The organism is Streptomyces hyderabadensis (assembly GCF_020404845.1).
In the GTDB taxonomy this organism is placed as follows: Bacteria; Actinomycetota; Actinomycetes; order Streptomycetales; family Streptomycetaceae; genus Streptomyces; species Streptomyces hyderabadensis.
In genome coordinates, this window is sequence record NZ_JAIOJZ010000013.1 from 75627 (window position 1) to 99516 (window position 23890).

23 protein-coding genes are annotated in these 23890 nt (G+C 72.1%); 9 read left to right on the plus strand and 14 right to left on the minus strand.

The features are described 5' to 3' along the window. Positions 1 to 4: 4 nt before the first annotated feature. Positions 5 to 2857: an FAD-binding and (Fe-S)-binding domain-containing protein gene (locus K7854_RS12730; protein ID WP_226026556.1), complete on the minus strand. Its 2853-nt coding sequence runs from the start codon at positions 2855 to 2857 to the stop codon at positions 5 to 7. Positions 2858 to 2967: 110 nt separating this feature from the next. Between K7854_RS12730 and serC the strand changes: the two genes are divergently transcribed. Next, positions 2968 to 4086, plus strand: a complete 1119-nt coding sequence (gene serC / locus K7854_RS12735; RefSeq protein WP_226026557.1) for a phosphoserine transaminase — start codon at positions 2968 to 2970, stop codon at positions 4084 to 4086. Positions 4087 to 4171: 85 nt separating this feature from the next. Here the strand turns inward: serC and K7854_RS12740 are convergent, their stop codons facing one another. Continuing rightward, on the minus strand, positions 4172 to 5329 hold the full coding sequence (locus K7854_RS12740; protein WP_226026558.1) for an FAD-dependent monooxygenase: 1158 nt from the start codon (positions 5327 to 5329) through the stop codon (positions 4172 to 4174). A gap of 72 nt (positions 5330 to 5401) precedes the next feature. Between K7854_RS12740 and K7854_RS12745 the strand changes: the two genes are divergently transcribed. Beyond that, positions 5402 to 5959, plus strand: coding sequence for a TetR/AcrR family transcriptional regulator (locus tag K7854_RS12745; protein ID WP_226026559.1), 558 nt, complete (start codon positions 5402 to 5404; stop codon positions 5957 to 5959). 96 nt (positions 5960 to 6055) lie between these two features. On the opposite strand, the gene K7854_RS12750 is transcribed toward K7854_RS12745, so the two are convergent. The 5 genes from K7854_RS12750 to K7854_RS12770 form a co-directional block, all read right to left on the minus strand. After that, on the minus strand, positions 6056 to 6736 hold the full coding sequence (locus tag K7854_RS12750) for a response regulator transcription factor (RefSeq protein WP_226026560.1): 681 nt from the start codon (positions 6734 to 6736) through the stop codon (positions 6056 to 6058). Beyond that, a complete protein-coding gene (locus K7854_RS12755; protein ID WP_226026561.1) occupies positions 6733 to 7932 on the minus strand; it encodes a sensor histidine kinase in 1200 nt (399 codons plus the stop codon). Before K7854_RS12755 ends, K7854_RS12750 begins: the two co-directional genes overlap by 4 nt. Before the next feature lie 11 nt (positions 7933 to 7943). Continuing rightward, positions 7944 to 8474, minus strand: a complete 531-nt coding sequence (locus K7854_RS12760) for a hypothetical protein (protein WP_226026562.1) — start codon at positions 8472 to 8474, stop codon at positions 7944 to 7946. A gap of 114 nt (positions 8475 to 8588) precedes the next feature. Continuing rightward, entirely contained in the window at positions 8589 to 9431 is an 843-nt protein-coding gene (locus K7854_RS12765; RefSeq protein WP_226026563.1) for an ABC transporter permease, read from the minus strand. Next, complete coding sequence (locus K7854_RS12770; RefSeq protein WP_226026564.1) at positions 9428 to 10417, minus strand: ATP-binding cassette domain-containing protein; 990 nt, start codon at positions 10415 to 10417, stop codon at positions 9428 to 9430. Before K7854_RS12770 ends, K7854_RS12765 begins: the two co-directional genes overlap by 4 nt. Positions 10418 to 10512: 95 nt before the next feature. Here K7854_RS12770 and K7854_RS12775 point away from each other — a divergent pair, with 95 nt between their 5' ends. Then, the gene (locus K7854_RS12775) at positions 10513 to 11355 is read left to right on the plus strand and encodes a TetR/AcrR family transcriptional regulator (RefSeq protein ID WP_226026565.1); all 843 of its coding nucleotides are present in this window, start codon (positions 10513 to 10515) and stop codon (positions 11353 to 11355) included. On the opposite strand, the gene K7854_RS12780 is transcribed toward K7854_RS12775, so the two are convergent. Continuing rightward, positions 11329 to 12318, minus strand: coding sequence for a WD40 repeat domain-containing protein (locus K7854_RS12780; RefSeq protein WP_226026566.1), 990 nt, complete (start codon positions 12316 to 12318; stop codon positions 11329 to 11331). The genes K7854_RS12775 and K7854_RS12780 overlap by 27 nt on opposite strands. Before the next feature lie 112 nt (positions 12319 to 12430). Between K7854_RS12780 and K7854_RS12785 the strand changes: the two genes are divergently transcribed. Beyond that, positions 12431 to 13111: a GDSL-type esterase/lipase family protein gene (locus tag K7854_RS12785; RefSeq protein WP_226026567.1), complete on the plus strand. Its 681-nt coding sequence runs from the start codon at positions 12431 to 12433 to the stop codon at positions 13109 to 13111. Here K7854_RS12785 and K7854_RS12790 read toward each other — a convergent pair. Continuing rightward, on the minus strand, positions 13093 to 13860 hold the full coding sequence (locus tag K7854_RS12790) for an aminoglycoside adenylyltransferase family protein (protein WP_226026568.1): 768 nt from the start codon (positions 13858 to 13860) through the stop codon (positions 13093 to 13095). The two genes, K7854_RS12785 and K7854_RS12790, sit on opposite strands and share 19 nt — an antisense overlap. A gap of 90 nt (positions 13861 to 13950) precedes the next feature. Here K7854_RS12790 and K7854_RS12795 point away from each other — a divergent pair, with 90 nt between their 5' ends. Together K7854_RS12795 and K7854_RS12800 are read left to right on the plus strand one after the other, a co-directional pair. Beyond that, positions 13951 to 14538, plus strand: a complete 588-nt coding sequence (locus tag K7854_RS12795) for a Uma2 family endonuclease (protein WP_226026569.1) — start codon at positions 13951 to 13953, stop codon at positions 14536 to 14538. A 52-nt stretch (positions 14539 to 14590) separates the two neighbouring features. Then, positions 14591 to 15583, plus strand: a complete 993-nt coding sequence (locus K7854_RS12800) for an aldo/keto reductase (protein ID WP_226026570.1) — start codon at positions 14591 to 14593, stop codon at positions 15581 to 15583. Positions 15584 to 15724: 141 nt separating this feature from the next. Here the strand turns inward: K7854_RS12800 and thpR are convergent, their stop codons facing one another. Genes thpR through K7854_RS12815 form a run of 3 tightly spaced genes read right to left on the minus strand, consistent with a single transcriptional unit; the run spans position 15725 to position 18184 of the window. Further along, positions 15725 to 16297, minus strand: a complete 573-nt coding sequence (gene thpR, locus K7854_RS12805) for an RNA 2',3'-cyclic phosphodiesterase (RefSeq protein WP_226026571.1) — start codon at positions 16295 to 16297, stop codon at positions 15725 to 15727. A 51-nt stretch (positions 16298 to 16348) separates the two neighbouring features. Further along, positions 16349 to 17719: an MFS transporter gene (locus K7854_RS12810; protein WP_226026572.1), complete on the minus strand. Its 1371-nt coding sequence runs from the start codon at positions 17717 to 17719 to the stop codon at positions 16349 to 16351. A gap of 27 nt (positions 17720 to 17746) precedes the next feature. Then, entirely contained in the window at positions 17747 to 18184 is a 438-nt protein-coding gene (locus tag K7854_RS12815; protein ID WP_226026573.1) for a MarR family winged helix-turn-helix transcriptional regulator, read from the minus strand. 150 nt (positions 18185 to 18334) lie between these two features. On the opposite strand from K7854_RS12815, the gene K7854_RS12820 reads away from it, so the two are divergent. Next, entirely contained in the window at positions 18335 to 18523 is a 189-nt protein-coding gene (locus tag K7854_RS12820; RefSeq protein WP_061447031.1) for a hypothetical protein, read from the plus strand. A 13-nt stretch (positions 18524 to 18536) separates the two neighbouring features. Here K7854_RS12820 and K7854_RS12825 read toward each other — a convergent pair whose 3' ends face one another. Further along, on the minus strand, positions 18537 to 19994 hold the full coding sequence (locus tag K7854_RS12825; RefSeq protein ID WP_226026574.1) for an NCS2 family permease: 1458 nt from the start codon (positions 19992 to 19994) through the stop codon (positions 18537 to 18539). A 203-nt stretch (positions 19995 to 20197) separates the two neighbouring features. On the opposite strand from K7854_RS12825, the gene K7854_RS12830 reads away from it, so the two are divergent. Both K7854_RS12830 and K7854_RS12835 read left to right on the plus strand, forming a co-directional pair. Then, positions 20198 to 20461 carry a DUF2530 domain-containing protein gene (locus tag K7854_RS12830; RefSeq protein WP_226026575.1) on the plus strand — a complete coding sequence of 88 codons (264 nt, stop codon included), beginning with the start codon at positions 20198 to 20200 and terminating at the stop codon, positions 20459 to 20461. Between the two features lie 99 nt (positions 20462 to 20560). Beyond that, complete coding sequence (locus tag K7854_RS12835) at positions 20561 to 22969, plus strand: HAD-IC family P-type ATPase (protein ID WP_226026576.1); 2409 nt, start codon at positions 20561 to 20563, stop codon at positions 22967 to 22969. 4 nt (positions 22970 to 22973) lie between these two features. Here the strand turns inward: K7854_RS12835 and K7854_RS12840 are convergent, their stop codons facing one another. Continuing rightward, on the minus strand, positions 22974 to 23732 hold the full coding sequence (locus K7854_RS12840) for a calcium-binding protein (RefSeq protein WP_226026577.1): 759 nt from the start codon (positions 23730 to 23732) through the stop codon (positions 22974 to 22976). Positions 23733 to 23890 lie beyond the last annotated feature (158 nt).

Sequence of the window (23890 nt, forward strand, 5' to 3'; positions counted from 1 at the left end):
GCCCTCACTCCAGCCCCTCCGCCAGCACCTCCGCCAGGTGCCGCCCGCGCACCCCCGCCAGCTGGTCCAGCTGGGTCCGGCAGGAGAAGCCGTCCGCCAGGACCACCGCGCCGTCCGGGGCCTCGCGCACCGCCGGGAGGAGCTGGTCCTGCGCGCACGCGGCGGAGACCTCGTAGTGGCCGGCCTCGAAGCCGAAGTTGCCCGCGAGGCCGCAGCAGCCGCCGCTCAACTCGCCGGTCAGGCCCGCCGACTCGCGCAGCCGCCGGTCGGCCGCGTCGCCCAGGACCGCGTGCTGGTGGCAGTGGGTCTGGCCGGTGACGGGACGGTTCAGGGCGGGCGGCGTCCAGTCGGGGGCGTGCCGCTCCAGCGCTTCCGCGAAGGTCAGCACCCGCGCCGCCAGCCGGGCCGCACGCGGGTCGTCGTGCAGCAGCTCGGGCAGGTCCGTGCGCAGGGCCGCGGCGCAGCTCGGCTCCAGGACGACGACCGGCGCGGACGTCTCCAGGACCGGGGCCATCAGGTCCAGGGTGCGGCGCATCACCGCCCGGGCGCGGTCCAGTTGGCCGGTGGAGACGTACGTCAGCCCGCAGCAGACCTGTCCCCGGCGGGCCGTCAGCAGTGCGAGAGCCGACCTCGACGTACCGTCGCCGACCACCCCACGGCTCCGCAGCGTCGGCGGCAGCGCCACCCGCAGCCCCGCCGCCTCCAGCACCCGTACCGCCGCCCGGCCCACGGAGGGGGAAAGGTGTTCGGTGAAGGTGTCGGGCCACAGGACCACCAGGTCGCCGTCACCGGCCGGTCCCCGGCGCCTCCCCCGCCACCAGCGGCTGAACGTCTCCCCCGCCAGCCGCGGCACCTCCCGCTCCCCGGCGATCCCGCCCAGCCGCTTCGCCACCGCGGCCAACGGCCGTACCGAGGCGAGGGCGTTGACGACCGGCGCCGTCCGGGTCCGGGCCGCCCAGCGCAGCCACACCGGGAGCCAGCCCATCGCGTAGTGGGCGGCGGGGCGGCGGCGCCCCTCGTAGTGGTGGTGCAGGAACTCCGCCTTGTAGGTGGCCATGTCGACCTCGACCGGGCAGTCCGAGCGGCAGCCCTTGCAGGACAGGCACAGGTCCAGGGCGTCCCGGACCTCCGTCGAGCGCCAGCCGTCGGTGACCAGTTCACCGGCGAGCATCTCGTGCAGCAGCCGGGCACGCCCGCGCGTGGAGTGCGCCTCCTCACCCGTCGCCCGGTACGACGGACACATCACGCCCGCTCCCGGCGCCGACGTCGTACGGCACTTGGCGACCCCCACGCAGCGGCGCACCGCCGCCGAGAAGTCGCCGCCGTCGGACGGGTAGCCGAACGCCACGTCCACCGGCTCGCGCGGCAGGACGGAGAAGCGGAGGTTGGCGTCGAGCGGGGCCGGGCGGACCAGCATCCCCGGGTTGAGGAGTTCGTCCGGGTCCCACACCGCCTTCGCGCGCTCGAAGAGGGCGACCGTCTCCGGCCCGTACATCCTCGGCAGCAGTTCGGCCCGCGCCTGCCCGTCCCCGTGCTCCCCGGACAGCGAACCCCCGTGCGCCACCACCACGTCCGCCAGCTCCTGCGAGAAGCTGCGGAAGCGGGCCACCCCGGCGTCCGACAGCAGGTCGAAGTCGATGCGTACGTGGATGCAGCCGTCGCCGAAGTGCCCGTACGGCGTGCCGCGCAGGCCGTGGGCGGTCAGCAGCGCCCTGAAATCCCGCAGATAGCCGCCCAGCCGGGCCGGCGGCACCGCGCAGTCCTCCCATCCCGGCCACGCCTCCGAACCGTCCGGCATCCGCGTCGCCGTACCGCTCGCGTCCTCCCGGATGCGCCACAGCGTGCGCTGGCCGGCCGGGTCGGTGACGACGAGCGCGTCCACGACGTCCGCCGCCCGGACGACCGCCTCCGCCCGCGCCCGCGCCTCCCCTTCCGTGTCGCCGCCGGTCTCCACGAACAGCCAGGCGCCGCCCCGGGGCAGTCCGTCCGTGGACGGCACCAGGTCCACCGCCATGCCCTCCACCGTCAGCGGGCCGAGCGGCAGCAGCCCGGCCGCCGCCTCCGCCGCGCCCGCCTCGTCGGCGTAGCCCAGTACGGCCAGCGCCCGCGCGCGCGGTGACTCGACCAGCCGGACGACCGCTTCCGTCAGCACGCCCAGCGTGCCCTCCGAGCCGCAGAAGGAGCGGGCCACGTCCGCGCCCCGCTCCGGCAGCAGGGCGTCCAGCGCATAGCCGGAGATGCGGCGCGGGAGGTCGGGGAAGCCGGTGCGCAGGCGGGCCAGGTCGGCGTCCACCAGCTCGCGCAGGCCGTCCGGCGCCCCGGCCCACTGTGGCCCGAGCCGCAGCCGCCGTCCCCGCGCGGTGAGCACGGACAGCTCGCGCACGCTGTCCGCGGTCGTGCCCCACGCCACCGAGTGGGAGCCGCAGGAGTTGTTGCCGATCATGCCGCCGAGCGTGCAGCGGCTGTGGGTGGAGGGGTCGGGGCCGAACCGGAGCCCGTGCGGTGCGGCGGCGTCCTGAAGGCGGTCGAGTACCAGCCCCGGCTGGACGACGGCGGTACGCGCCTGCGGATCGATCCCGACCAGCCGGTTCATGTGCCGGGTGAAGTCCAGTACCACCCCCGTGCCCGTCGCCTGCCCGGCGATCGAGGTCCCGCCGCCGCGCGGCACCACCGGCACCCCGTGCGTGCGGCACACCTCCAGCACGGCCGCCACGTCGTCGGCGTCCCGGGGCGCCACGACGCCGAGCGGGACCCGCCGGTAGTTCGAGGCGTCCATGGTGGTCAGCGCCCGGGACGTGGTGTCGAACCCGACCTCGCCGCGGACGGCCCTGCGCAGTGCTGCCTCCAGATCGGTCATGCCTCCAGCATGGGCGCTCGTAGCTCCGTACAGGTCCGCACGGCGGAGATCTCGTCTCATCGGACGGACATGTCTTCGTCCGGTTTGGCCGAGGCGATACCCTCCGGCTCGTGGCTGAGATCCAGATTCCTGCTGACATCAAGCCCGCGGACGGTCGATTCGGCGCGGGTCCCTCCAAGGTGCGGGTGGAGGCGCTGGACGCCCTGGCCGCCACCGGTACGTCCCTGCTCGGCACCTCCCACCGCCAGGCGCCCGTCAAGAACCTGGTCGGCAAGGTCCGCGAGGGCATCCGCGAGCTGTTCCGGCTCCCCGACGGCTACGAGGTGATCCTCGGCAACGGCGGCTCCACCGCGTTCTGGGACGTCGCGACGCACGGCCTGATCGAGAACAAGTCGCAGCACCTGAGCTTCGGCGAGTTCTCCTCCAAGTTCGCCAAGGCGGCCAAGCTCGCCCCCTGGCTGGCCGAGCCGACCGTCGTCGCCGCCGACCCGGGCACCCACCCCGAGGCGCACGCCGAGGCCGGCGTGGACGTGTACGGCCTCACCCACAACGAGACCTCCACCGGTGTCGCCATGCCGATCAAGCGGGTGGCCGGTGCCGACGAGGGCGCGCTCGTCCTGGTCGACGCGACGTCCGGCGCGGGCGGTCTGCCGGTGGACATCGCCGAGACCGACGTCTACTACTTCGCCCCGCAGAAGTCCTTCGCCTCCGACGGCGGCCTGTGGATCGGCGTATTCTCCCCGGCCGCGATCGAGCGCGCCGAGCGGATCCACGCGTCCGGCCGCCACGTCCCGGAGTTCTTCTCGCTGCCGACCGCGATCGACAACTCCCGCAAGAACCAGACGTACAACACCCCGGCGCTCGCGACGCTGTTCCTCCTCGGCGAGCAGCTGGACTGGATGAACGGCCAGGGCGGCCTGGACTTCACCACCGCCCGCACCAAGGACTCCTCGTCCCGCCTCTACTCCTGGGCGGAGGAGGCCAAGTACGCGACCCCCTTCGTCTCGGACCCGGCCAAGCGCTCGCAGGTCATCGGCACGATCGACTTCGCCGACGACATCGACGCCGCCGCCGTCGCCAAGGTGCTGCGCGCCAACGGCATCGTCGACACCGAGCCGTACCGCAAGCTCGGCCGCAACCAGCTCCGCGTGGCGATGTTCCCGGCGATCGACCCGGCGGACGTCGAGGCCCTGACGAAGTGCGTCGACTACGTCATCGAGAAGCTGTAACCACCCCCGCACCACAACGGAGGGCGCCCGGCGGACGATCCGCGGGGCGCCCTTCGTCCGGTCTGCCGACGGCTTCCGTCCCGGATCAGTTCAGTGCGGGCGGGGTCCAGGCGTGGTGGCGCAGGATCATGCGGGTGGCGACCCGGGACGGGGTCAGCCGCATCGCCGTGTTCCGCAGGGTGACGGCCAGTGGATGGGAGAGCTGCTGGCCCATTCTCCCGGCCTGCCGGGCGGCTCGTGCGACGGCCTGGCTGCGCGGCCGGCGCTCGACGTCGTAGCGGGTGAGCGCGGCGTCGACGGTTGGCTCGGCGTCGAGGGCGGCGGCCAGGGTGACCGCGTCCTCCAGTGCCTGGCAGGCGCCCTGTCCCAGGTTGGGGGTCATCGCGTGGGCCGCGTCGCCGAGCAGCGCGATCCGCCCGGCGGTGTACGAAGGCAGGGGCGTGCGGAGTTCGTTCACGTCGTGGTGCAACACGCCCTCCGGTCGGGTCGCGTCGAGCAGGGCGGGGATCGGGTCGTGCCAGGTGCCGAACCGTCGGCGGAGTTCGGCCAGGGGGTCGGCGAACCGTGTTCCGGCGGGCTGGTTCAGGACGGCGTGCCACTCGGCCCGCCCGTCCAGGAAGGCGATGTGCCCGAACTCCGCGCCCCGGCCCCAGGTCAGCTCGAAGTCGGTACGCAGATCGACCGCGTGCTCGGTGATGGCGCGCAGCACCGTCGAGCCGCTGTAGACCGGGCCGGGATGCTCCGGGAAGAGACGGCTGCGGAGTGCGCTGCCGACGCCGTCGGCCGCCACCACCAGATCGGCGGTCAGGACCCCGGTGGTGCAGGAGACTTGCACCGTGCCGGGGCCGGTCTGCTCGACCTCGACCGCCTCGCAGCCGTTCACCAACGAATCGGCGGGCAGGGATTCGCGGAGCAGCCGGTGCAGGGTGGAGCGGGGAATGCCCATGATGGGCGTGCCCACCGCTCGCTCCAGCGCCGAGCCGTCCATCCGGGTCAGCCGGCCGCCCCGGGGCGTGCGGGTGCCACCGCTGTACTGCCCTCGCGACGCCTCCCGAACCGCCTCGCCGACGCCGAGTTCGTCCAGGGCCCGCAGGCCGTTGGCGGCCAGCGAAATGCCCGCCCCCGCGTCTTCGAGCCGGGGCGCACGCTCAAGGACCGTCACGTCCCACCCGATGCGGTGCAGGCCTGTCGCGGCGGCCAGCCCGCCTATGCCCCCACCGACCAGCACGGCTCTTCTTCCCACTTCGCAGCCCCCTTCTTCTACACCTGTAGAAGCCGATGCTAACTCGCGTCTCTACGGGTGTAGAAAGGGGCCATGGCTTCGGATCGGCGCACCCTTCTCGCAGACGCGGCTCTTGACGTCCTTGCCGACGAAGGGATGCGCGGTCTGACCCACCGCGCCGTCGACCGCAGAGCCGCCGTGCCGCCCGGCACCACCTCGGCCTACTTCCGCACCCGCGCCGCGCTGCTGGCCGGACTCGTCTCCCGCCTCGTCCGACTCGACCAGGCGGAATTCCGAACGACGGCGGAAGAGCTTCCGCCCCTGCGTACCGTCGAGGACCTGGTGGACGGGATGGTGGCGCTCACCCGGCAGCGGCTCACCGGCGAGGGCCGCCGTCGCTCGCTCGCCCGCCATGCCTGCGCCGTCGAGAGTGTGCGTGACAAGGAGCTGCGGGAGATCCTCGTACCCCGCGAGAACGCCGGTCGCGCGGCCGTCCGGCTGTTCCTCGCCGAGCGCGGCGTCACCGACGTCGAGAACCGCACCCATACCCTGCTGACCTGCGTCGACGGGCTCGTCTTCGACCGGCTGGTGAACGGCGGCGAAGTGCCGCGCGAGGCCCTCGAAGGGCTGGTCACCGCCGCGCTGCGTTAGCGCCGGGACGCCGCGGCCTGCTCGAACCAGCCGGCCGGCTCGGCTGCTCCCGCCGCCCGCGCTCGGCCCCCGGGCGCCCGCGGTCCACCTCGTGCCTCAGGCCAGCCCCGCCCCGATGGCGCGGCGGACGGCGTCGGCGCGGTCGCGGATGTGGGTCTTGGCGAACAGGTTGTTGATGTGGGTCTTGACCGTGGCCTCGCTGATGAAGAGCTTCTCGGCGATGCCGCGGTTGGACAGGCCCTGGCCGATGAGGGTGAGGACCTCGCGTTCGCGGGGTGTGAGGTCGGCCGGCAGGGGCTGCGGCGCAGGGCCGTCGGGGGTGGGCGAGGCCTTCGCCCTGGCCGTGGCGAGGAGGCGGTCCTGGACCTCGCGGTCGAGTACGGACTGGCCCGCGCCGGCCGCCCGGATCGCCCGGGTGATGTCCTGGCGTCCGGCGTTCTTGGTGAGGTAGCCGCGGGCACCGGCGCCCAGCGCGCCGAGGATCGACTCGTCGTCGGCGAAGGTGGTCAGGACGACCACCGCGACCTCCGGGTGCTCCTCGCTCAGGCGGCGGGTCGTCTCGATGCCGTCCATCACGGGCATGCGCAGGTCCATCAGTACGACGTCGACGGGGCCGGCGGCCACCGCCGCCAGTACCTCGCCGCCGTCCGCGGCCGCCGCGACGACGTCGATGTCCTCGGCCAGCCCGAGCACCGCGGCGAGCGGCTCCCGCACGGCGGCCTGGTCGTCGGCGACGATCACCCTCAGCCGCCCCGGTCCCTCAGTCTGTCCGCTCATCCTGGAATCACCGCTTCCACCTGCCATCCGCCCTGGTCCGGTCCCTCGGTGACCGGCCCCGCAACGACGCTCCCGCCCAGCAGGGCGACGCGCTCGCGCATGCCGATCAGCCCCATTCCGCTGCCGCCGCCCGGGGTCACCGCACGGGTGGCGGGCCGGTTGCGGACCCTCAGTGTGATCGACTCCGCGGTGAACGCCAGCTCGACGGCGACCCGTCCGCCGGGTGCGTGCCGGGCCGCGTTGGTCAGGGCCTCCTGGGCGATCCTCAGGAGGCCCTGGGTCACCTGGCTCGTCGGCTCGCGGACGGTGCCCGTGACCGTCAGGGCGTCGTGGTGGCCGGCCGATTCGGTCATCGCGGTCAGGCTCTCCACCAGCGGCAGCGCGTCCTCGCGCAGCGCGTGCACGGTCCACTGCGCCTGCTTCAGGCTCTCCTTGACCAGGCCGTGGGCCTTGGTGGTGGCCTCCCGTACCTTCGCCAGGTCCCCGGTGTCGAGCAGCGCGTCGGCCAGCTCCAGCTGCATGTTGATCCCGGCGAGGGAGTGCGCCAGCACGTCGTGCACGTCCCGGGCGATCCGGGCGCGCTCGGTGAGGACGGCGGTCCGGGCCTCCGCGCGGGCCGCGCGTTCCGCCGACTCGGCGGCCGAGAGCGCCGACCGTACGGCCCGGCGCTGGGTGCGGTTGAGGATGCCGACCACGACCGGGACGCCGGTGGCGAGGCCGAGCACCCAGGGCAGCTCCGGGTCTCCCGGCCCGAGGTGGAAGTACAGGACGCCGGCGCAGAGCAGGGAGCACGCCGCCGCGAGGGTGAGGGCCCTCCCGGTGTCGAGGCGGTAGCCGATGTGGCCGGCGAGGAAGTAGGCGAACAGGTAGCTCGTCCCGCTGTCGCCGGCGCCGATCAACGCCGCCGCCGCGACGATGCCGAGGGCGAGCCACACGAGCGCCGTACGCGGCGGGACCCGGTGCTCGGGCAGGGCCCGGGCCAGCAGGGCCGCCGAGTTGAGCACGTAGAGGACGGTGACGGCCAGGCCCTGGCCGGCGAACCCCATCGGCCGGATGGTCAGGGCTCCCACCACGACGACCGCGATGCTCAGCCCCCACTGCACCCGCGGGTCCTGACCGGGTACCGGCCGCGGGTCCGCCCCCGGGGGCGGCGGTGGAGGGTTCTCGGTGGCGGACACCGGCCGAACATAGCGCACGGTCAGCACGGTCAGGCCGTACGGTCGAGGACGGGCGCCGCGGGGGACACCGACCGGGCCTTGGCACGGCTGCGCAGGTAGATGGTGCCCACCCGGGTGACCACCTCCGTGACCGCCATCAGCACGAACGCGGTCACCCAGGCCTGGTCGCTCGTGATGTGGTGGGCGAGGCTGAACCGGGCGACGTCGTCGGCGCCGCCGCCGTGCTCGACCCAGACCTGGAAGCCCATCCGGGCCCCCATGCCCAGCACCCACAGGACCGCCGACACGACACCCGCCTTGATCATGAGGTGTCCGCCGAGCGCCCTGATCCGGGTGTACACGCCGCCCGCCACGCCGAGCACGGCGCCCACGCCCGTCAGGGCGGCGATCAGGACGAGGTCGTTGCCCGCGGTCGGGACGGAGTCCAGGTACGAGTACGCCACGAAGGCCACGATGCCCAGCGGGATCAGGAACGTCTTGTGGTCGAGCCGGTCCTCCCGCAGCTGCCGGAAGACGACGAGGACGAGGGCGATGTCGGTGATCCACTCAGTTGCTGTCATGCCCCCAAGGCTCCTGCGACCAGGGCCGATGCGCCTGGACCCAGGGGTGGAGCCGGGGGTGGAGATCCACCGCTCCCGCGGTCTCCACCCCCGGCCCGGACGCCCTGAGCGCTCCTACCGGCCCAGCCGCTGGAACCTCCGTACCGCCAGCGGCAGGAAGACCGCGGTCAGCACCACCGGCCACACGCCCGCCATCAGCAGCGCGTGCTGTTCGACCCACGAGTCGCCGCCGCCGACCGGTGTGCCGAACAGGTCGCGGGCGGCCGCCGCCGTGGAGGAGATCGGGTTCCAGGCGGCCACCCAGCCCAGCCAGTCGGGCATGAGCTGCGGGGCGACGAAGATGCTGGAGATCATCGTGAGGGGGAAGGCGACGGCGAACAGGCCGCCCGCCGCCTCCGGGTTGGGGACCAGCAGGCCCAGCCACACACCGATCCAGATCAGCGCGAAGCGCAGCCACAGCAGCAGGCCGAAGGCCGCCACGAAGCCCCAGCCGCCCTCCGGCCGCCAGCCCATGGCCACCGCCGTCAGCATCATGATGGCCAACTCCGCGCAGGCCACGACCAGATCGGTCACCCCGCGCCCGGCCACCACCGCCGAGGACGACATCGGCATGGAGCGGAAGCGGTCGATGACCCCCTTGGTGGAGTCGTACACCACGACCGTCGCCGTGTTGATGAAGCCGAAGGCCATGGTCATCGCGAACATGCCCGGCATCAGGAAGTCCTTGTAGTCCCCGCCGCCGGGCACGGTCATCGCACTGCCGAAGACGTATCCGTACAGGAGGACGGACAGGATGGGGAAGCCCAGCTGCCAGGCGATGTTGACGGGCTGGCGCTGGTAGTGGGTCAGGCCGCGGCGGACGATGTTGCCGCAGTCGGCGAGCAGCCAGTAGAGCCGGCCGCGCTCGGGCGGGGCCGTCGCCGGGCCGGCCGCGCCGCCGAGGTCGAGGGCGCTCATGCGGCCACTGCCTCCTTCTCCGCCTGCCGCGCGGGCTCCGCGCCCGTGCGGTGGCCGGTCAGGCGCAGGAACACGTCGTCCAGGCTCGGCCTGCGCAGTCCGATGTCCTCCACGGCGACGCCCTCGTCCTGGAGGGTGCGCGCCACCTCGGTCAGCGCCGACACCCGGTCGGTGACCGGGGCGTGCACCCGCAGCGCCGCCTCCTCCACCGCCGGTTCGCCCTTGCAGACCCGGGCGACCGTCTTCACCACGTCCGGGATCTCGGCGCGGTCGGCGACCACGACCTCGATCCGGTCGCCGCCGACCAGGTTCTTCAGCCCGTCCGGGGTGTCGTCGGCGATGGCCCGGCCCCGGTCGATGACGGTGATGCGGGAGGCCAGCTTGTCCGCCTCCTCCAGGTACTGCGTGGTCAGCAGGACCGTCGTGCCGCTCGCCACCAGCGCGCGGACCGACTCCCAGACCTCGCCGCGGCTGCGCGGGTCCAGGCCCGTCGTCGGCTCGTCCAGGAACAGCACGGACGGGGCGAGGATCATTGACGCGGCGAGGTCGAGACGCCGCCGCATGCCGCCGCTGTACTTGCCCACGCCCCGGTCGGCGGCGTCGGTCAGGTCGAACCGCTCCAGCAGCTCGACCGCGCGGGCCCGGGCCCGCCGGCCGCCCAGGTGGAACAGGCGGCCGAACATCTCCAGGTTCTGCCGGCCGGTGAGCACCTCGTCCACGGCCGCGTACTGGCCGGTGAGGCCGATCCGCGCCCGGACCTCGCGGGCCTGCCGGGCGACGTCGAGGCCCGCCACCTCGGCCCGTCCGCCGTCCAGCCGGATCAGCGTGGACAGGATGCGCACGGCCGTGGTCTTGCCCGCGCCGTTCGGCCCGAGCAGGCCGTGCACGGTGCCCTCCCGGACGGTCAGGTCGAACCCGTCCAGGGCGTGTTTGCCGCCGTACCTCTTCTCCAGACCCTCGGCCCGTACCGCGTACGTGTCACTCATGGGTCCCAGCCCCCTTCCGCTTCCCAACTGGGTACACCGTACCCGATTGCGCGTACACCGTACCCAGTTTTCGGGCGCGGTTCTAAACTGAGCCCATGGCAAGCGGTACGGAGACCAGCGGCAGCGGCGACATCGGCCGCACCCTCGAACTGTTGTGGGACACCGGCCGGCGCCCCAGCCGGGGCCCGCGGCCGGGCCTGACGCTGGAGCGGATCGTGGACGCGGCCGTCGAGGTCGCGGACCGGGACGGACTGGGCGCGGTCTCGATGCGCCGGATCGCCACCGAGCTGGGCACCGGCACGATGTCCCTGTACCGCTACGTCCCCGGCAAGGGCGAGCTGCTCGACCTGATGCTGGACCGCGTGCAGCGCCCGTCCGAGAACCCCGCCGACCTCGGCGACGGCGGCTGGCGCCCGGCGCTCCACGCCCTCGGCCACGCCACGCTCGCCCTCTACCGCCGCCACACCTGGCTGCTGGAGGTCAACCAGTCCCGCCCGATCCTCGGCCCCTCCGCCCTGGACGGCATGGAGAAGGTGCTCACCCGGATCAGGCCGATGGGCCTGACCGACCCCGAGCTGGTCTCGGTGATCGTCATGATCGACGGATACGTCGTCGGGGCCGCCCGCACGCAGGTGTACGAGCGGGAGGCCGAGCGCAGCTCCGGGCTGACGGACGCGGAGTTCTGGCAGGCCCAGGAGCCGGTGCTGGTGAAGGCCATGAGCAGCGGGCGCTACCCCGTGCTGGCCTCCCTCTCCGAGGACGCCTTCGGCACCGGCTTCGACCACTTCGAGTTCGGGCTGCAGCGCATCCTGGACGGGCTTGAGGTGCTGGTGACCGCCCGCCGGGCGGCGGCGGATCCGGCCACGCCGGACGCCCCGCCCACGCCGGGCACCCCGGCCCCGGCGGACGGCTCAGCGGCGCCGGAACAGCCGGCGTAGGCCGAGCAGGGCCGCGAGCGCGACGAGCAGCCCGACCGCGCCGACCTTGAGCGTGACCCCGCCCGGCCCGTCGGACCCGCCGGAGTCCCCGGCCGCGGAGTCGGAACCGCCGCCGCCCGGTCCACCGCCCGCCCCCGGCACGTCCTCGGCCTTCACCGGACTGTTCGCGCCCTCCATGCCGAGCAGCAGCTTCTTGCCGTCGGTGGTGTAGGTCGCGGACTCGCCCTGCCCCAGGGGCACGCTGATCCGCCCCTTGCGCTGGATCTTCCCGCCGTTCCAGTCGTACCAGATGCCCCCGAGGTAGCCGCGCACGGCGAGCTGCTCGCCGTCCGGGGAGAACGCGGCGTCCGTCGCCCACAGGTCCACCGGCACGGTGGGCTTGAAGACGTTGGTGCCGGACGCGGACAGCTTCGCCGGACCCTCGTACAGGTGCCCGCCGTCCTCGTTCTTGTCGATGATGTAGACCCGCCCGGTCTTCGGGTGGACCACCATCGACTCCGCGTCGCGCGATCCGTCGGTGTACTTCACCACGTACTGCGTCGCCTTGACGGTCTGGTCCTTGAGCTGCTTCGGCTCCGGCAGCTCGTAGATCCACACGTACGGCCAGGTCACGCCGTCGTTGTCGCCGATGTCGCCGACGAAGATCCTGTTGCCGGGCCCGATGGCGATGGCCTCCACGTCGCGGGGCGTGCCGACGCCGGACAGTGCCACGCGGGCGACGGTCTCGCCGGTGGCGCCGTCCACGGCGTAGATGTAGGGGCCGGTGTCCTGGTCGTTGTGGGTCCAGTAGATGCCGGGGTGCAGGCGGGAGGCGGCGAGACCGCTGGACTCGGTGATACGCGGGTCCTTGATCGTGAACCCGTCGCTCCCGGCGGGCCCGTCCGCCCCGTCCGCCGCTGAGGCGGGCACGGCGAACGCACCCACGAGAAGGGCCGAGGCGAGGAGGGCGAAGGGTCGGCGCATGCGCCAAGCCTGCCATCCCGCGCGGGCGTTCACGTCGGCGGTCACCCTCCCGGTCACCCTGCGTGGTCGGACTCACATCGCGCCGACCAGGCCGATCGTCCATGATGAGCGGATGCTCAGGTTCATGTTCGTCGGTGACTCCATGACGATCGGGAGCGCCGGCGAACACACGTGGCGCTACCGGCTGTGGCAGCACCTGCGCGACTCCTACGACCGCCCCTTCACCTTCGTCGGCCCGCGCGAGACCCTCCACGACCAGGTGACGGACGCCCCCACCTCGTACGCCTACGCCGCCCCCGACTTCCCCCGCGCCCACCTGGCCGGCTGGGGCGAGGGCTGGCACCACATGACGCCGCTGATCGCGGAGACGGTACGGGCCTGCCGCGCGGACGTGCTCCTGGTCTCCCTGGGCCTGATCGACCTCGGCTTCTACACCAACGCCGAGCAGACCGCCGCCAACGTCCGCGCGTTCCTGACGAACGCGCGCTCGGCGAACCCACGCGTGCGCGTGGCCGTGATGCCGGTGCTGCACAACATCCGGGTGGAGGCCGACACGTCCTTCGCCGAGCAGGTCGCCCACTTCAACGAACTCCTCGCGAAGACCGCCACCGACCTCGACGACCCGCGCTCCCCGCTGCTGTTGGTCCCGCCCCCGGCGGCGTACGACTTCCACACGGACACCTACGACGGCACGCACCCCAACGAGCGCGGCGAGCACCGCATCGCGGAGGCGTTCGCGACGGCGATGGACGAGGAGTGGGGTCTTGGCGGGCCCTACTCCCCCGCGTCGTAGGCCGCCCGGATCTCCCGGACCAGCCGGTCGGCACAGGACCGCACGGTCCGGCCGCGCCAGTCCTCCGTCTCCTGCCCGAGGTAGACGGCGCGCGCGTGGGCCAGCGGCGGCCGGTCCCGGGCGGGCAGCCGCCCCAGGGCCCACTTTGCCGCCGCGTCCTTCGACCGGATGTCACCGGTGCCGAGCGTGCTCCAGACCCGGGCCAGGGTGAGCAGCACGTTGCGGGTGTCCGACTCCAGCTCGGCCAGCAGCTCCGGCACCCCGGCGGTGATCGCCCGGCGCAGGTCGCCGTGCGGCACGGGGTCGAGCAGGGTCGCGGGCGGCGGGCCGTACAGCGGGGCGTCGGCGCGCAGCACCATGGTCAGGAGCGGGGCGAGGTCGGGGTCGTCCTCCGGCTCCGGGACGGCGCCGCGTTCGTAGGCGTCGCGCAGCCACTCGCCGTACAGGTACTCCCGGCGGGGCGGATAGCGCCAGGGCCGGACGTCGCCGTGGACGACGACGATCAGCTCGACGGGACGTCGCCCTTCACCACCGGACACCTTCAGCAACGCGTCCGTGAGCGCGGCGCGTTGTGCGTGCGCGGTGGGATGTCGCACGACGGCCAGGAGATCGAGGTCGCTGTACGGGCGCAGCCCGCCGAGGGTGGCCGAGCCGTGCGCGTAGACGCCGAGCACGTCGCCGTCCTCGTCGAGGTGCCGCCGGACGAGGGCGACGAGGTGATCGGTGCGGTCCCGGCCCTGCTCTGGCATATGCGCGTCCTCCCGTGTCCTGGTCGCCGTGCGTATCGTTGTACCGCGCGGCTGCTCCCGCCCGTGGGACAGCCGGGGAGGAGCGCCACGATGACCGTCCTTGAAGACAGGATCGCCATGGCCGACGCCAACACGGAATGCTTGGATGCGTGGTTCGAGCGCCTGGAGCGGATGCCCGTCCCCGAAGGATTCAGGGTCGAGATCGTCGGGGGCAACGTCCACATGACACCGCAGCGCGACACGCATTGGGCAATCATCCGCCGGATCGTACGGCCCATCGAGGACCGGTTCGGCATGGACGTCCTGGTCCTCTCGGACGTCCGCATCGACTTCCCAGGCCACAAGAACGGCTTCTGCCCCGACGTGGCCAAGCTCCGCGACGGCGCGAAGCGGGATGAAACGGGCCACTGGCGCTACGAGGACGTCGAGTTCGTCGCCGAGGTCATCTCCCAGGGCACCGCAGCCAACGACTACGGCCCCAAGAGGCTCGCCTACGCCGCCGCCGAGGTTCCCCTCTACCTGATCGCCGACCCGTACCAGGGCCGCTGCCACATCTTCACGCACCCCAAGGACGGCGACTACACGACCGAGACCCGGGTCGTCTTCGGGGAGGAGCTGGACCTCACCGACACCGTCCTCGGCCTCACGCTCCCCACCGCGGACTTTCCCCGCGACTGACCGGACCCGCCCGCTTGCCTGGAGCGCACTCCAAGTCGTTGGCTTGGGGACCATGAAGTACACGCAGCTCGGACGCACGGGACTCAAGGTCAGCCGGCTCGTCCTCGGCACCATGAACTTCGGCCCGCAGACCGACGAGGCCGACAGCCACGCCATCATGGACGCGGCGCTGGACGCCGGCATCAACTTCTTCGACACCGCCAACGTGTACGGCTGGGGCGAGAACAAGGGCCGCACCGAGGAGATCATCGGCAACTGGTTCGCCAAGGGCGGCGACCGGCGCGACAAGACGGTCATCGCCACCAAGGTGTACGGCAACATGGGCGCCGACGGCGAGGCGTGGCCCAACCACGACAAGCTGTCCGCCGTGAACATCCGGCGGGCGGTGGACGCCAGCCTCAAGCGGCTGCAGACCGACCACATCGACCTGTACCAGTTCCACCACGTCGACCGCGCCACCGGCTTCGACGAGATCTGGCAGGCGATCGACACCCTGGTCCAGCAGGGCAAGGTGCTGTACGCCGGGTCGTCGAACTTCCCCGGGTACAAGATCGCGCAGGCCAACGAGACCGCCGCCCGGCGCGGCGGCACCATCGGCCTGGTCAGCGAGCAGTGCCTGTACAACCTGGCCGAGCGCCGCGCCGAGATGGAGGTGATCCCGGCCGCGCGTGACTACGGCCTGGGCGTCATCCCGTGGTCGCCGCTGCACGGCGGGCTGCTCGGCGGGGTGATCAAGAAGGAGGTCCAGGGCGGGCGCCGGGCCTCGGGGCGGGCGGCCGACGCCCTGGCCGACCCCGCGCAGCGGGCGCAGGTCCAGGCGTACGAGGACCTGCTCGACAAGCACGGTGTCGCACCGGGCGAGGCGGCGCTGGCCTGGCTGCTGACCCGGCCCGGTGTGACCGGTCCGATCGTCGGCCCGCGCACCGCCGAGCAGCTCGCGTCGGCGCTGCGGGCCGTTGAGCTGGAGCTGTCGGACGAGCTGCTGACCGGGCTCGACGAGGTCTTCCCGGGGCCGGGGCCCGCTCCGGAGGCCTTCGCCTGGTAGCGGGGTGAGGTGGTGAGCGGGGCGGCGGCCGCCCCACGGGCAGGTCAGCCGAGGGCCGCCGCCACCGCCACCACGACGAGCATCAGCACGAGCACACCGGCCATGATCCGGTTACGGGTCTTCGGGTCCACGCCCCCGAGCCTAACCGGCGGCGCCGAGCGGGCTGCGGGCGACCGCCTCGTAGCGGGGCTGCTCGCCCGGCACGCCCGACTCCGGCAGGTTGCTGCGGACCAGCGCCAGGTCGGTCACGGTCCAGGCGGGGCCGGTGAAGCCGGACAGCGCCTCGACGTAGCGGCGGACGTCGAAGGCCTGCCTGCTGCGGGCCAGGGTCAGGTGGGGCTTGTAGCGCCGGTGCTCGCCCATCTCGACGCCCGCCCTGCGCCCCGCCGACTCCGCCCGGTCGGCCAGCAGCCGCAGGGTCGCCAGGTCGCCCTCGGCGCCCGCCCACAGCGCCCGTCCGCGCCCGAACTGTCCGCCGCCGCGCAGCGCCAGCCCGAAGGGCGCGGTACGGCGGGCCGCCCGCTCCAGCCTGGCCGACAGGTCGGGTACGAGGTCGTCGTCGACCTCGCCGTAGAAGGCGAGGGTGAGGTGCCACCCCGGGCGGCCGGTCCACCGCAGCCCGTCCGCGCCGGGCAGCCCGCGCAGTACGGCCACCTCGTCGGCGAGCGCGGCGGTGACGTCCTCGGGCGGCAGCACGGCGGCGAACAGTCTCATGCCGCCAGCCTCGCAGAGCCCCGCCGCCCGGACCCCTGGTTTTCCGACCGCCTACGCCGCCGGGGCCAGTGCCTCCCGGCGCTCGCGCGGGACGAAGCGGACCTGGGGGTGGCCGCGGTGCCAGCCGACCGACAGGCGCAGGTTGCCGACGCGGGCCAGGACCAGGCCGATGACGAGCGCGGCGGTGGCGGCCACCGCGCCGCCCGCGGCGAAGCCCACCCGGGCGCCGTAGGTGTCCGTGACCCAGCCGACGATCGGGGCGCCGACCGGGGAGCCGCCGAGGAAGACCATCATGTACAGGGCCATGACGCGGCCCCGCATGGCCGGGTCGGTGGACATCTGGATGCTGGTGTTGGCGGTGACGTTGACGGTCATGCTGAAGACGCCGATGGGGACCATGAGCAGGGCGAAGAGCCACAGCTCGGGCGCGGTCGACGCGACGATCTCCAGGGCGCCGAAGCCGAGCGCCGCCGCGATCAGGACGCGCAGCCGGGCGGTGCCGCGGCGGGCGGCGAGCAGCGCACCGGCCAGGGAGCCGACGGCCATGAGGGTGTTGAAGAGGCTGTAGGCCCCGGCACCGGCGTGGAAGACGTCGTCGGCGAAGGCGGACAGGAAGACCGGGAAGTTGAAGCCGAAGGTGCCGATGAAGCCGACCAGGGTGATGGTCCAGATCAGCTCGGGGCGGCCGGCGACGTAGTGCAGGCCCTCGCGCAGTTGGCCCTTGCCGCGCGGGGCGCGCTGGACGGTGTGCAGCTCGCGGGCGCGCATCAGCAGCAGGCAGCTGAGCGGCGCGACGAAGGACAGGCCGTTGGCGAGGAACGCCCAGCCGGTGCCCACCCCGGTGATCATCAGTCCGGCGACGGCGGGGCCGACGAGTCGGGCGGACTGGAAGTTGGCCGAGTTCAGGCTGACCGCGTTCTGCAGCTGGTCCCGGCCGACCAGCTCGGAGACGAAGGACTGGCGGGCCGGGTTGTCCATGACGGTGGCCAGGCCCATCGCGAAGGCGGCGACGTAGACGTGCCAGACCTGGACGTGGCCGCTCAGGGTGAGGACGGCGAGGGCGAGCGCGGTCAGGGCCATCGCGGACTGGGTGACCAGCAGCGTGGGCCGCTTGCGCAGCCGGTCGACGAGGACGCCGCCGTAGAGGCCGAAGAGCAGCATCGGCAGGAATTGCAGGGCGGTGGTGATGCCGACGGCGGCCGAGGAGCCGGTGAGGCTGAGCACCAGCCAGTCCTGGGCGATGCGCTGCATCCAGGTGCCGATGTTCGAGACGACCTGGCCCATGAAGAACAGGCGGTAGTTCCTGACCTTGAGGGAGGCGAACATCGACGTCCTGCGGGGGGCGTCGGGGGTGCGGGTGGTGGTCGGGTCGTCGTGGCCGTCAGGTGCGGGGGCGGAAGCTGCTCCGGATCCCGTACTCAAAAGGTTCGCCTCCTCGCGAGAACTGCCTTACTTGTGTGCGAGCTTCTCCAGCACGGGGGCGGCGGCGCGCAGTTTCGCCCACTCGTCCTCGTCGAGCCCTTCGACCAGGGTGGCCAGGAACGCGTTCCGCTTGCGGCGGCTCTCGTCGAGCATCACCACGGCCTGCTCGGTCTGCGTCACGACCTTCTGGCGCCGGTCCTCGGGGTGCGGCTCCAGCCGGACCAGTCCCTTGGCCTCCAGCAGCGCCACGATGCGGGTCATCGAGGGCGGCTGGACGTGTTCCTTGCGGGCCAGCTCGCCCGGGGTCGCGCTGCCGCACAGGCCCAGGGTGCCCAGCACCGACATCTCGGTGGGACTGAGCGACTCGTCGACCCGCTGGTGCTTGAGCCGACGGGACAACCGCATCACGGCGGAGCGCAGGGAGTTCACGGCGGCGGCGTCGTCGCCATGCTTGAGGTCCGGCATGTTCCTTAGCGTAACTCATTAGTCTCGCGAAATACCACCGCCCGGCGCCCCGGGTGCCCGTGACGCCCGCCACTGAAACCCGCAGTTCACCCGTACGAGTGAGTCGTGTCCGGAAATGGAGGCATCACCCGGCCGACCGGGGCGACCCTCGTGCTCATGGGGACCAGCGTGCTCAGCCTGCGGATAGACGGGGAGCTGCTCGACCGGCTCCGGGACCATGCGGCCAAAAGAGGAATGAGCGTCCAGGACTATGTCGTCCGGACGCTCATCCGTGATGACTTCGACGAGCGGTTCCAGTCCGCCGTGGAGGAGACGGAACGGTTCTACGGGGTCACCTGAGGGCCTGCGGGGCTCACGTCAGGCCCAGGGCAGGCATCAGGTAGTAGAAGGCGAAGACCGCCGACACCACGTACATCGCCACCGGCACCTCGCGGCCCCGTCCGGCCGCCAGGCGCAGCACCGCGAAGGTGATGAAGCCCATGCCGATGCCGTTGGTGATCGAGTAGGTGAACGGCATCATCAGCATCGTCACGAAGGCCGGGATGGCGATGGTGAAGTCGGACCAGTCGATCTCCCTGATCGAACCGGCCAGGATCAGGAAGCCCACCGCGATCAGCGCCGGGGTCGCCGCCTGCGACGGAACCATGGTGGCGACCGGCGTGAGGAACAGCGCCAGGGCGAACAGCGCGCCGGTGACGATGTTGGCGAAGCCGGTGCGGGCGCCCTCGCCGACGCCCGCCGTGGACTCCACGAAGCAGGTGGTGGCGGAGGCGGAGCTGGCACCGCCCGCGGCGACCGCGACACCGTCGACGAACAGGACCTTGTTGATGCCCGGCATCTGGCCCTCGCCGTCGGTCAGCTTCGCCTCGTCGCTGACACCCATGATCGTGCCCATCGCGTCGAAGAAGCACGACAGCAGCACGGTGAAGACGAACAGCACACCGGTCAGCACACCGACCTTGTCGAACCCGCCGAACAGGCTGACCTCGCCGACCAGCCCGAAGTCGGGCGTGGCGACCGGGTTGCCGGGCCACTCCGGGGTGGTCAGGCCCCAGGACGGGATGTCGGTGACCGCGTTGATGATCACCGCGAGGACCGTCATCACCACGATGGAGATCAGGATGGCGCCCGGCGTCTTGCGGACGATCAGCGCGAGGGTCAGCAGCACGCCGAGGACGAAGACCAGGACCGGCCAGCCGTGCAGGTGGCCGCCCACGCCCAGCTGGAGCGGGACGGTGGTCTGCGCGGCGTCCGGCATCCGGGTGACGAAGCCGGAGTCGACGAGGCCGACGATCATGACGAACAGGCCGATGCCGATGGAGATGGCCTTGCGCAGGCCGTAGGGCACCGCGTTCATCACGCGCTCCCGCAGACCGGTGGCGACCAGCAGCATGACGATGAAGCCGGCCAGCACCACCATGCCCATGGCGTCCGGCCAGGACATCCGCGGGGCGAGCTGGAGGGCGACGACGGAGTTCACGCCGAGACCGGCGGCGAGCGCGATCGGCACGTTGCCGATGACGCCCATCAGGAGGGTGGTGAAGGCGGCCGTCAGGGCGGTGGCGGTGACCAGCTGCCCGTTGTCGAGCTGGTTGCCGTACATGTCCTTCGCGCTGCCCAGGATGATCGGGTTCAGCACGATGATGTAGGCCATCGCGAAGAAGGTGGCGAAGCCGCCGCGGATCTCCCGGGGCAGGGTGCTGCCGCGCTCGGAGATCTTGAAGTAACGGTCGAGACCGTTCTGCGGGGGCCGCCGGTCTTCCGGCGACTCGGGGGACGGGGGGACCTTGGCGGAGGCCGAGGTGGACATGCGGGACCTCATGCACCAACAGGTTCCCCCACGGCCTTGTCGGTGTTCCTATTGGTGGTTTCTACGAATGAAAGCGGTCAGAGACAAACGGGTTCAGTATGAACGTATGAGCCCCTGATCGCTATCTCCGCGCGTAGACCCGTGGAATCACCGTGTGGCGCCGCGCCGTCAACCCGTTCGCACGCTCCTCGTAAGCTGTACGCATGACGAAGTGGACACCCACGCACGAGGCGCCGGAGCCCCTGGAGGGGCCCGTGGTCCCGACCATCGTCGGCGGCACCATCCTCTGGTTCGTCCTCTTCCTGGTGCAGCTGCCCTTCTACGGCTGGTTCGACGACCACGGGCACACCTGGTGGGTGTGGACCTGCCTGGCCGGCGGCGGCCTCGGCCTGATCGGCATCTGGTACGTCCGGGGGCGCGACGCCGCGATCAAGCGGGACGCGGAGGCCAGGGCAGCCCAGGAGTAGTACCAGGGCAGCACACCGCGCCGGTACGCCTCGTACCCAGGTCGGATCTTCTCCGCACTCGGTGGGTGAAGCCGTAAAACCGCACGTACCGTCGAATGCATGACGCATCTCGACGCGGACAGACGCGATCCCGCGCACCCCGCGCACGCCGTTGACCCCTCTTCGCCCGCGACCGGACTCACGGCTGCCGGGGTCGCCGAACGGATCGCCCGCGGCCAGGTCAACGACGTGCCGGTGCGCAGCAGCCGCTCGCTGGCCGACATCGTCCGCGCCAACGTCTTCACCCGGTTCAACGCGATCATCGGCCTGCTCTGGGTGATCATGCTGATCGTCGCGCCGATCCAGGACAGCCTGTTCGGCTTCGTGATCCTCGCCAACACCGGCATCGGGATCATCCAGGAGTGGCGGGCGAAGAAGACCCTCGACTCGCTGGCCGTGATCGGCGAGGCCCGCCCGACGGTGCGCCGGGACGGGAGACCCACCGAGGTCTCCACGTCCGAGATCGTGCTGGACGACGTCATCGAGATCGGGCCCGGCGACAAGGCCGTCGTCGACGGGGTGTGCGTCGAGGCGGACGGGCTGGAGATCGACGAGTCGCTGCTGACCGGCGAGGCCGACCCGGTGGTCAAGCAGCCCGGCGACCAGGTGATGTCGGGCAGCTTCGTGGTCGCGGGCGGCGGCGCCTTCCGGGCGACCAAGGTGGGGCGCGAGGCGTACGCCGCACAGCTCGCCGAGGAGGCCTCCCGCTTCACGCTGGTCCAGTCCGAGCTGCGCTCCGGCATCTCCACGATCCTCAAGTACGTCACGTGGATGATGGTCCCGACCGCGATCGGCCTGATCCTCAGCCAGCTGCTCGCCAAGGACAACGAGCTGGACGACTCGATCGCGCGCACCGTCGGCGGCATCGTGCCCATGGTCCCCGAGGGCCTGGTCCTGCTCACCTCCGTCGCCTTCGCGATCGGCGTCATCCGGCTCGGCCGCAAGCAGTGCCTGGTCCAGGAGCTGCCCGCCATCGAGGGGCTGGCCCGGGTCGACACCGTCTGCCTGGACAAGACCGGCACCCTCACCGAGGGCGGCATGGACGTCACCGACCTGCGCCTGCTCGACGGCGCCGACGAGGGACACGTCCGCACCGTGCTCGGCGCCCTCGGCGCGTCCGACCCGCGCCCCAACGCCTCCCTCCAGGCGATCATCGACACCTACCCGGTCGACGGGTCCGCCGGGGCGTGGCGCTCCACGGCGGCGCTGCCCTTCTCCTCCGCCCGCAAGTACAGCGGCGCCACCTTCGACGAGGGCGACGGCGTCTCGCGCACGTGGCTGCTGGGCGCCCCGGACGTGCTGCTCGCCGAGGACGACCCGGCGCTCGCCGAGACCGGACGGCTCAACGAACAGGGCCTGCGGGTGCTGCTGCTGGCCCGCGCGGACCGCGCGCTGGACGATCCCGACCTGGCCCGGGGAGTGACGCCCACCGCCCTGGTCGTCCTGGAGCAGCGGCTGCGCCCGGACGCCGCCGACACCCTGCGCTACTTCGCCGACCAGGACGTGCGGGCCAAGGTCATCTCCGGCGACAACGCGGTGTCGGTCGGCGCGGTGGCCGCGAAGCTCGGGCTGTCCGGGTCCACCGTCGACGCGCGCCGGCTGCCCGCCGGGCAGGAGGAGATGGCGGGCGCCCTGGACGAGGGCACCGTGTTCGGGCGGGTCACCCCGCAGCAGAAGCGGGACATGGTGGGCGCCCTCCAGTCACGCGGGCACACGGTCGCCATGACCGGCGACGGCGTCAACGACGTCCTCGCGCTCAAGGACGCCGACATCGGCGTGGCGATGGGCTCCGGCTCGGAGGCGACCCGGGCGGTCGCGCAGATCGTGCTGCTCAACAACAGCTTCGCCACGCTGCCGTCGGTGGTGGCCGAGGGCCGCCGCGTCATCGGCAACATCACGCGCGTGGCGACCCTGTTCCTGGTGAAGACCGTGTACTCGGTGCTGCTCGCGATCCTGGTGGTCTGCTCCCAGGTGGAGTACCCGTTCCTGCCCCGCCACCTGACCCTGCTCTCCACGCTCACCATCGGCGTCCCCGCCTTCTTCCTGGCCCTCGCCCCGAACAAGGAGCGGGCGAAACCCCACTTCGTCCGGCGCGTGATGCGGTACGCGATCCCGGGCGGGGTGGTGGCGGGCGCGGCGACGTTCGTGACGTACCTCGTCGCGCGGCAGCACTACTCGGGGCCGGGCGCGCTGGACGCGGAGACGAGCGCGGCGACGCTGACGCTGTTCCTGATCTCGATGTGGGTACTGGCGATCATCGCCCGGCCGTACACCTGGTGGCGGGTGCTGCTGGTGGCGGCGATGGGGCTGAGCTTCGTGGTGGTCCTGGCGGTGCCGTGGCTGCAGGACTTCTTCGCGCTGAAGCTGGTGGGGGTGACCATGCCGTGGACTGCCGTCGGCATCGCGGTGGTCGCGGCGGCCGTGCTGGAACTCCTGTGGAGGTGGGTCGGCCGCCGCTTCCCCGCGTAGCGGACTACTTCACGTCGACGAAGTCGGAGACCGAGGTGACCGCCCCGGACGCCGAGTTGCCGGCGAAGACGTAGCGGTAGTAGCCGTCCGCGCCGGCCTTGACCGTGGTGCTGAGCTTGCCCGCCGAGCTGGACTTGACGGTCTTCAGCACGGTGTACGCCTTCGCGCCCTTCTTCAGGTACTGGAGCTGCACCGGCTGGCCGGAGTAGGCCCCGTACTTGAGGGTCTCCCAGTTGGCCCGGCTCAGCTTGCCGGTGACCGTGATGGTCTTGCCCTTCTTCACCGGCTCCGGCGAGGCGTTGGTCGTCACGGCGGTGCCGCGCTGGAACTTGAAGGACCCGGCCTTGTCCTTCCAGATGTAGTCGCCGTCCTTGGCATCGATCCAGACGCCGACGTACCAGGTGCCGGCCATCGCGTTGCCGAGGTAGTCCGTCCGGGGGTCGATCTTCACCGAGGCCGTGCAGGTGGAGGTGGTCGCGCTGACCTTCTTGCAGCTCGGCTTGCCCGTCGACTCGTACCCGTACCCCGGGCCCTTCAGGTCGAAGGACTCGGCGCCCAGGATGCCGGAGCCGTCGGTGGCGGTCACGCTGACCGACAGGGTCTTGGCACTGCCGGTGCCGATGGCCACCTTGTTGTCGCCGTCCACGACGACCTTGGTGATGCGGATGTCGCCGCTCCCGCCGTCGGCCTGCGCGGCCGGGACGGCGAGGGCGGTCAGGGCGAGGGCGCCGGTGGCGGCCGCCACCAGGACTCGTGTGCGCATGTGTTCCCCACGTCAGGACAAGGGTCCCGGCGGTGGTCACCGCGCCGGGACCCGGAGGGTCATGAGTCTGCTGACTCGCCTCATAGATCCACGACGCGGTGCGATGGTTGTACGGAACGTGGAGAAAATGTGCCCACGCCTTCACATTCGGTCGGTCC

What these genes read in the sequence shown, in the direction of transcription:
- K7854_RS12730 (WP_226026556.1), bottom strand. Translation starts at nt 2,857, where the DNA reads ATGACCGATCTGGAGGCAGCACTGCGCAGGGCCGTCCGCGGCGAGGTC.
- K7854_RS12745 (WP_226026559.1), top strand. Translation starts at nt 5,402, where the DNA reads ATGGCTTCGGATCGGCGCACCCTTCTCGCAGACGCGGCTCTTGACGTC.
- K7854_RS12750 (WP_226026560.1), bottom strand. Translation starts at nt 6,736, where the DNA reads ATGAGCGGACAGACTGAGGGACCGGGGCGGCTGAGGGTGATCGTCGCC.
- K7854_RS12760 (WP_226026562.1), bottom strand. Translation starts at nt 8,474, where the DNA reads ATGACAGCAACTGAGTGGATCACCGACATCGCCCTCGTCCTCGTCGTC.
- K7854_RS12765 (WP_226026563.1), bottom strand. Translation starts at nt 9,431, where the DNA reads ATGAGCGCCCTCGACCTCGGCGGCGCGGCCGGCCCGGCGACGGCCCCG.
- K7854_RS12770 (WP_226026564.1), bottom strand. Translation starts at nt 10,417, where the DNA reads ATGAGTGACACGTACGCGGTACGGGCCGAGGGTCTGGAGAAGAGGTAC.
- K7854_RS12775 (WP_226026565.1), top strand. Translation starts at nt 10,513, where the DNA reads ATGGCAAGCGGTACGGAGACCAGCGGCAGCGGCGACATCGGCCGCACC.
- K7854_RS12780 (WP_226026566.1), bottom strand. Translation starts at nt 12,318, where the DNA reads ATGCGCCGACCCTTCGCCCTCCTCGCCTCGGCCCTTCTCGTGGGTGCG.
- K7854_RS12785 (WP_226026567.1), top strand. Translation starts at nt 12,431, where the DNA reads ATGCTCAGGTTCATGTTCGTCGGTGACTCCATGACGATCGGGAGCGCC.
- K7854_RS12790 (WP_226026568.1), bottom strand. Translation starts at nt 13,860, where the DNA reads ATGCCAGAGCAGGGCCGGGACCGCACCGATCACCTCGTCGCCCTCGTC.
- K7854_RS12795 (WP_226026569.1), top strand. Translation starts at nt 13,951, where the DNA reads ATGACCGTCCTTGAAGACAGGATCGCCATGGCCGACGCCAACACGGAA.
- K7854_RS12800 (WP_226026570.1), top strand. Translation starts at nt 14,591, where the DNA reads ATGAAGTACACGCAGCTCGGACGCACGGGACTCAAGGTCAGCCGGCTC.
- thpR (WP_226026571.1), bottom strand. Translation starts at nt 16,297, where the DNA reads ATGAGACTGTTCGCCGCCGTGCTGCCGCCCGAGGACGTCACCGCCGCG.
- K7854_RS12815 (WP_226026573.1), bottom strand. Translation starts at nt 18,184, where the DNA reads ATGCCGGACCTCAAGCATGGCGACGACGCCGCCGCCGTGAACTCCCTG.
- K7854_RS12825 (WP_226026574.1), bottom strand. Translation starts at nt 19,994, where the DNA reads ATGTCCACCTCGGCCTCCGCCAAGGTCCCCCCGTCCCCCGAGTCGCCG.
- K7854_RS12830 (WP_226026575.1), top strand. Translation starts at nt 20,198, where the DNA reads ATGACGAAGTGGACACCCACGCACGAGGCGCCGGAGCCCCTGGAGGGG.
- K7854_RS12835 (WP_226026576.1), top strand. Translation starts at nt 20,561, where the DNA reads ATGACGCATCTCGACGCGGACAGACGCGATCCCGCGCACCCCGCGCAC.
- K7854_RS12840 (WP_226026577.1), bottom strand. Translation starts at nt 23,732, where the DNA reads ATGCGCACACGAGTCCTGGTGGCGGCCGCCACCGGCGCCCTCGCCCTG.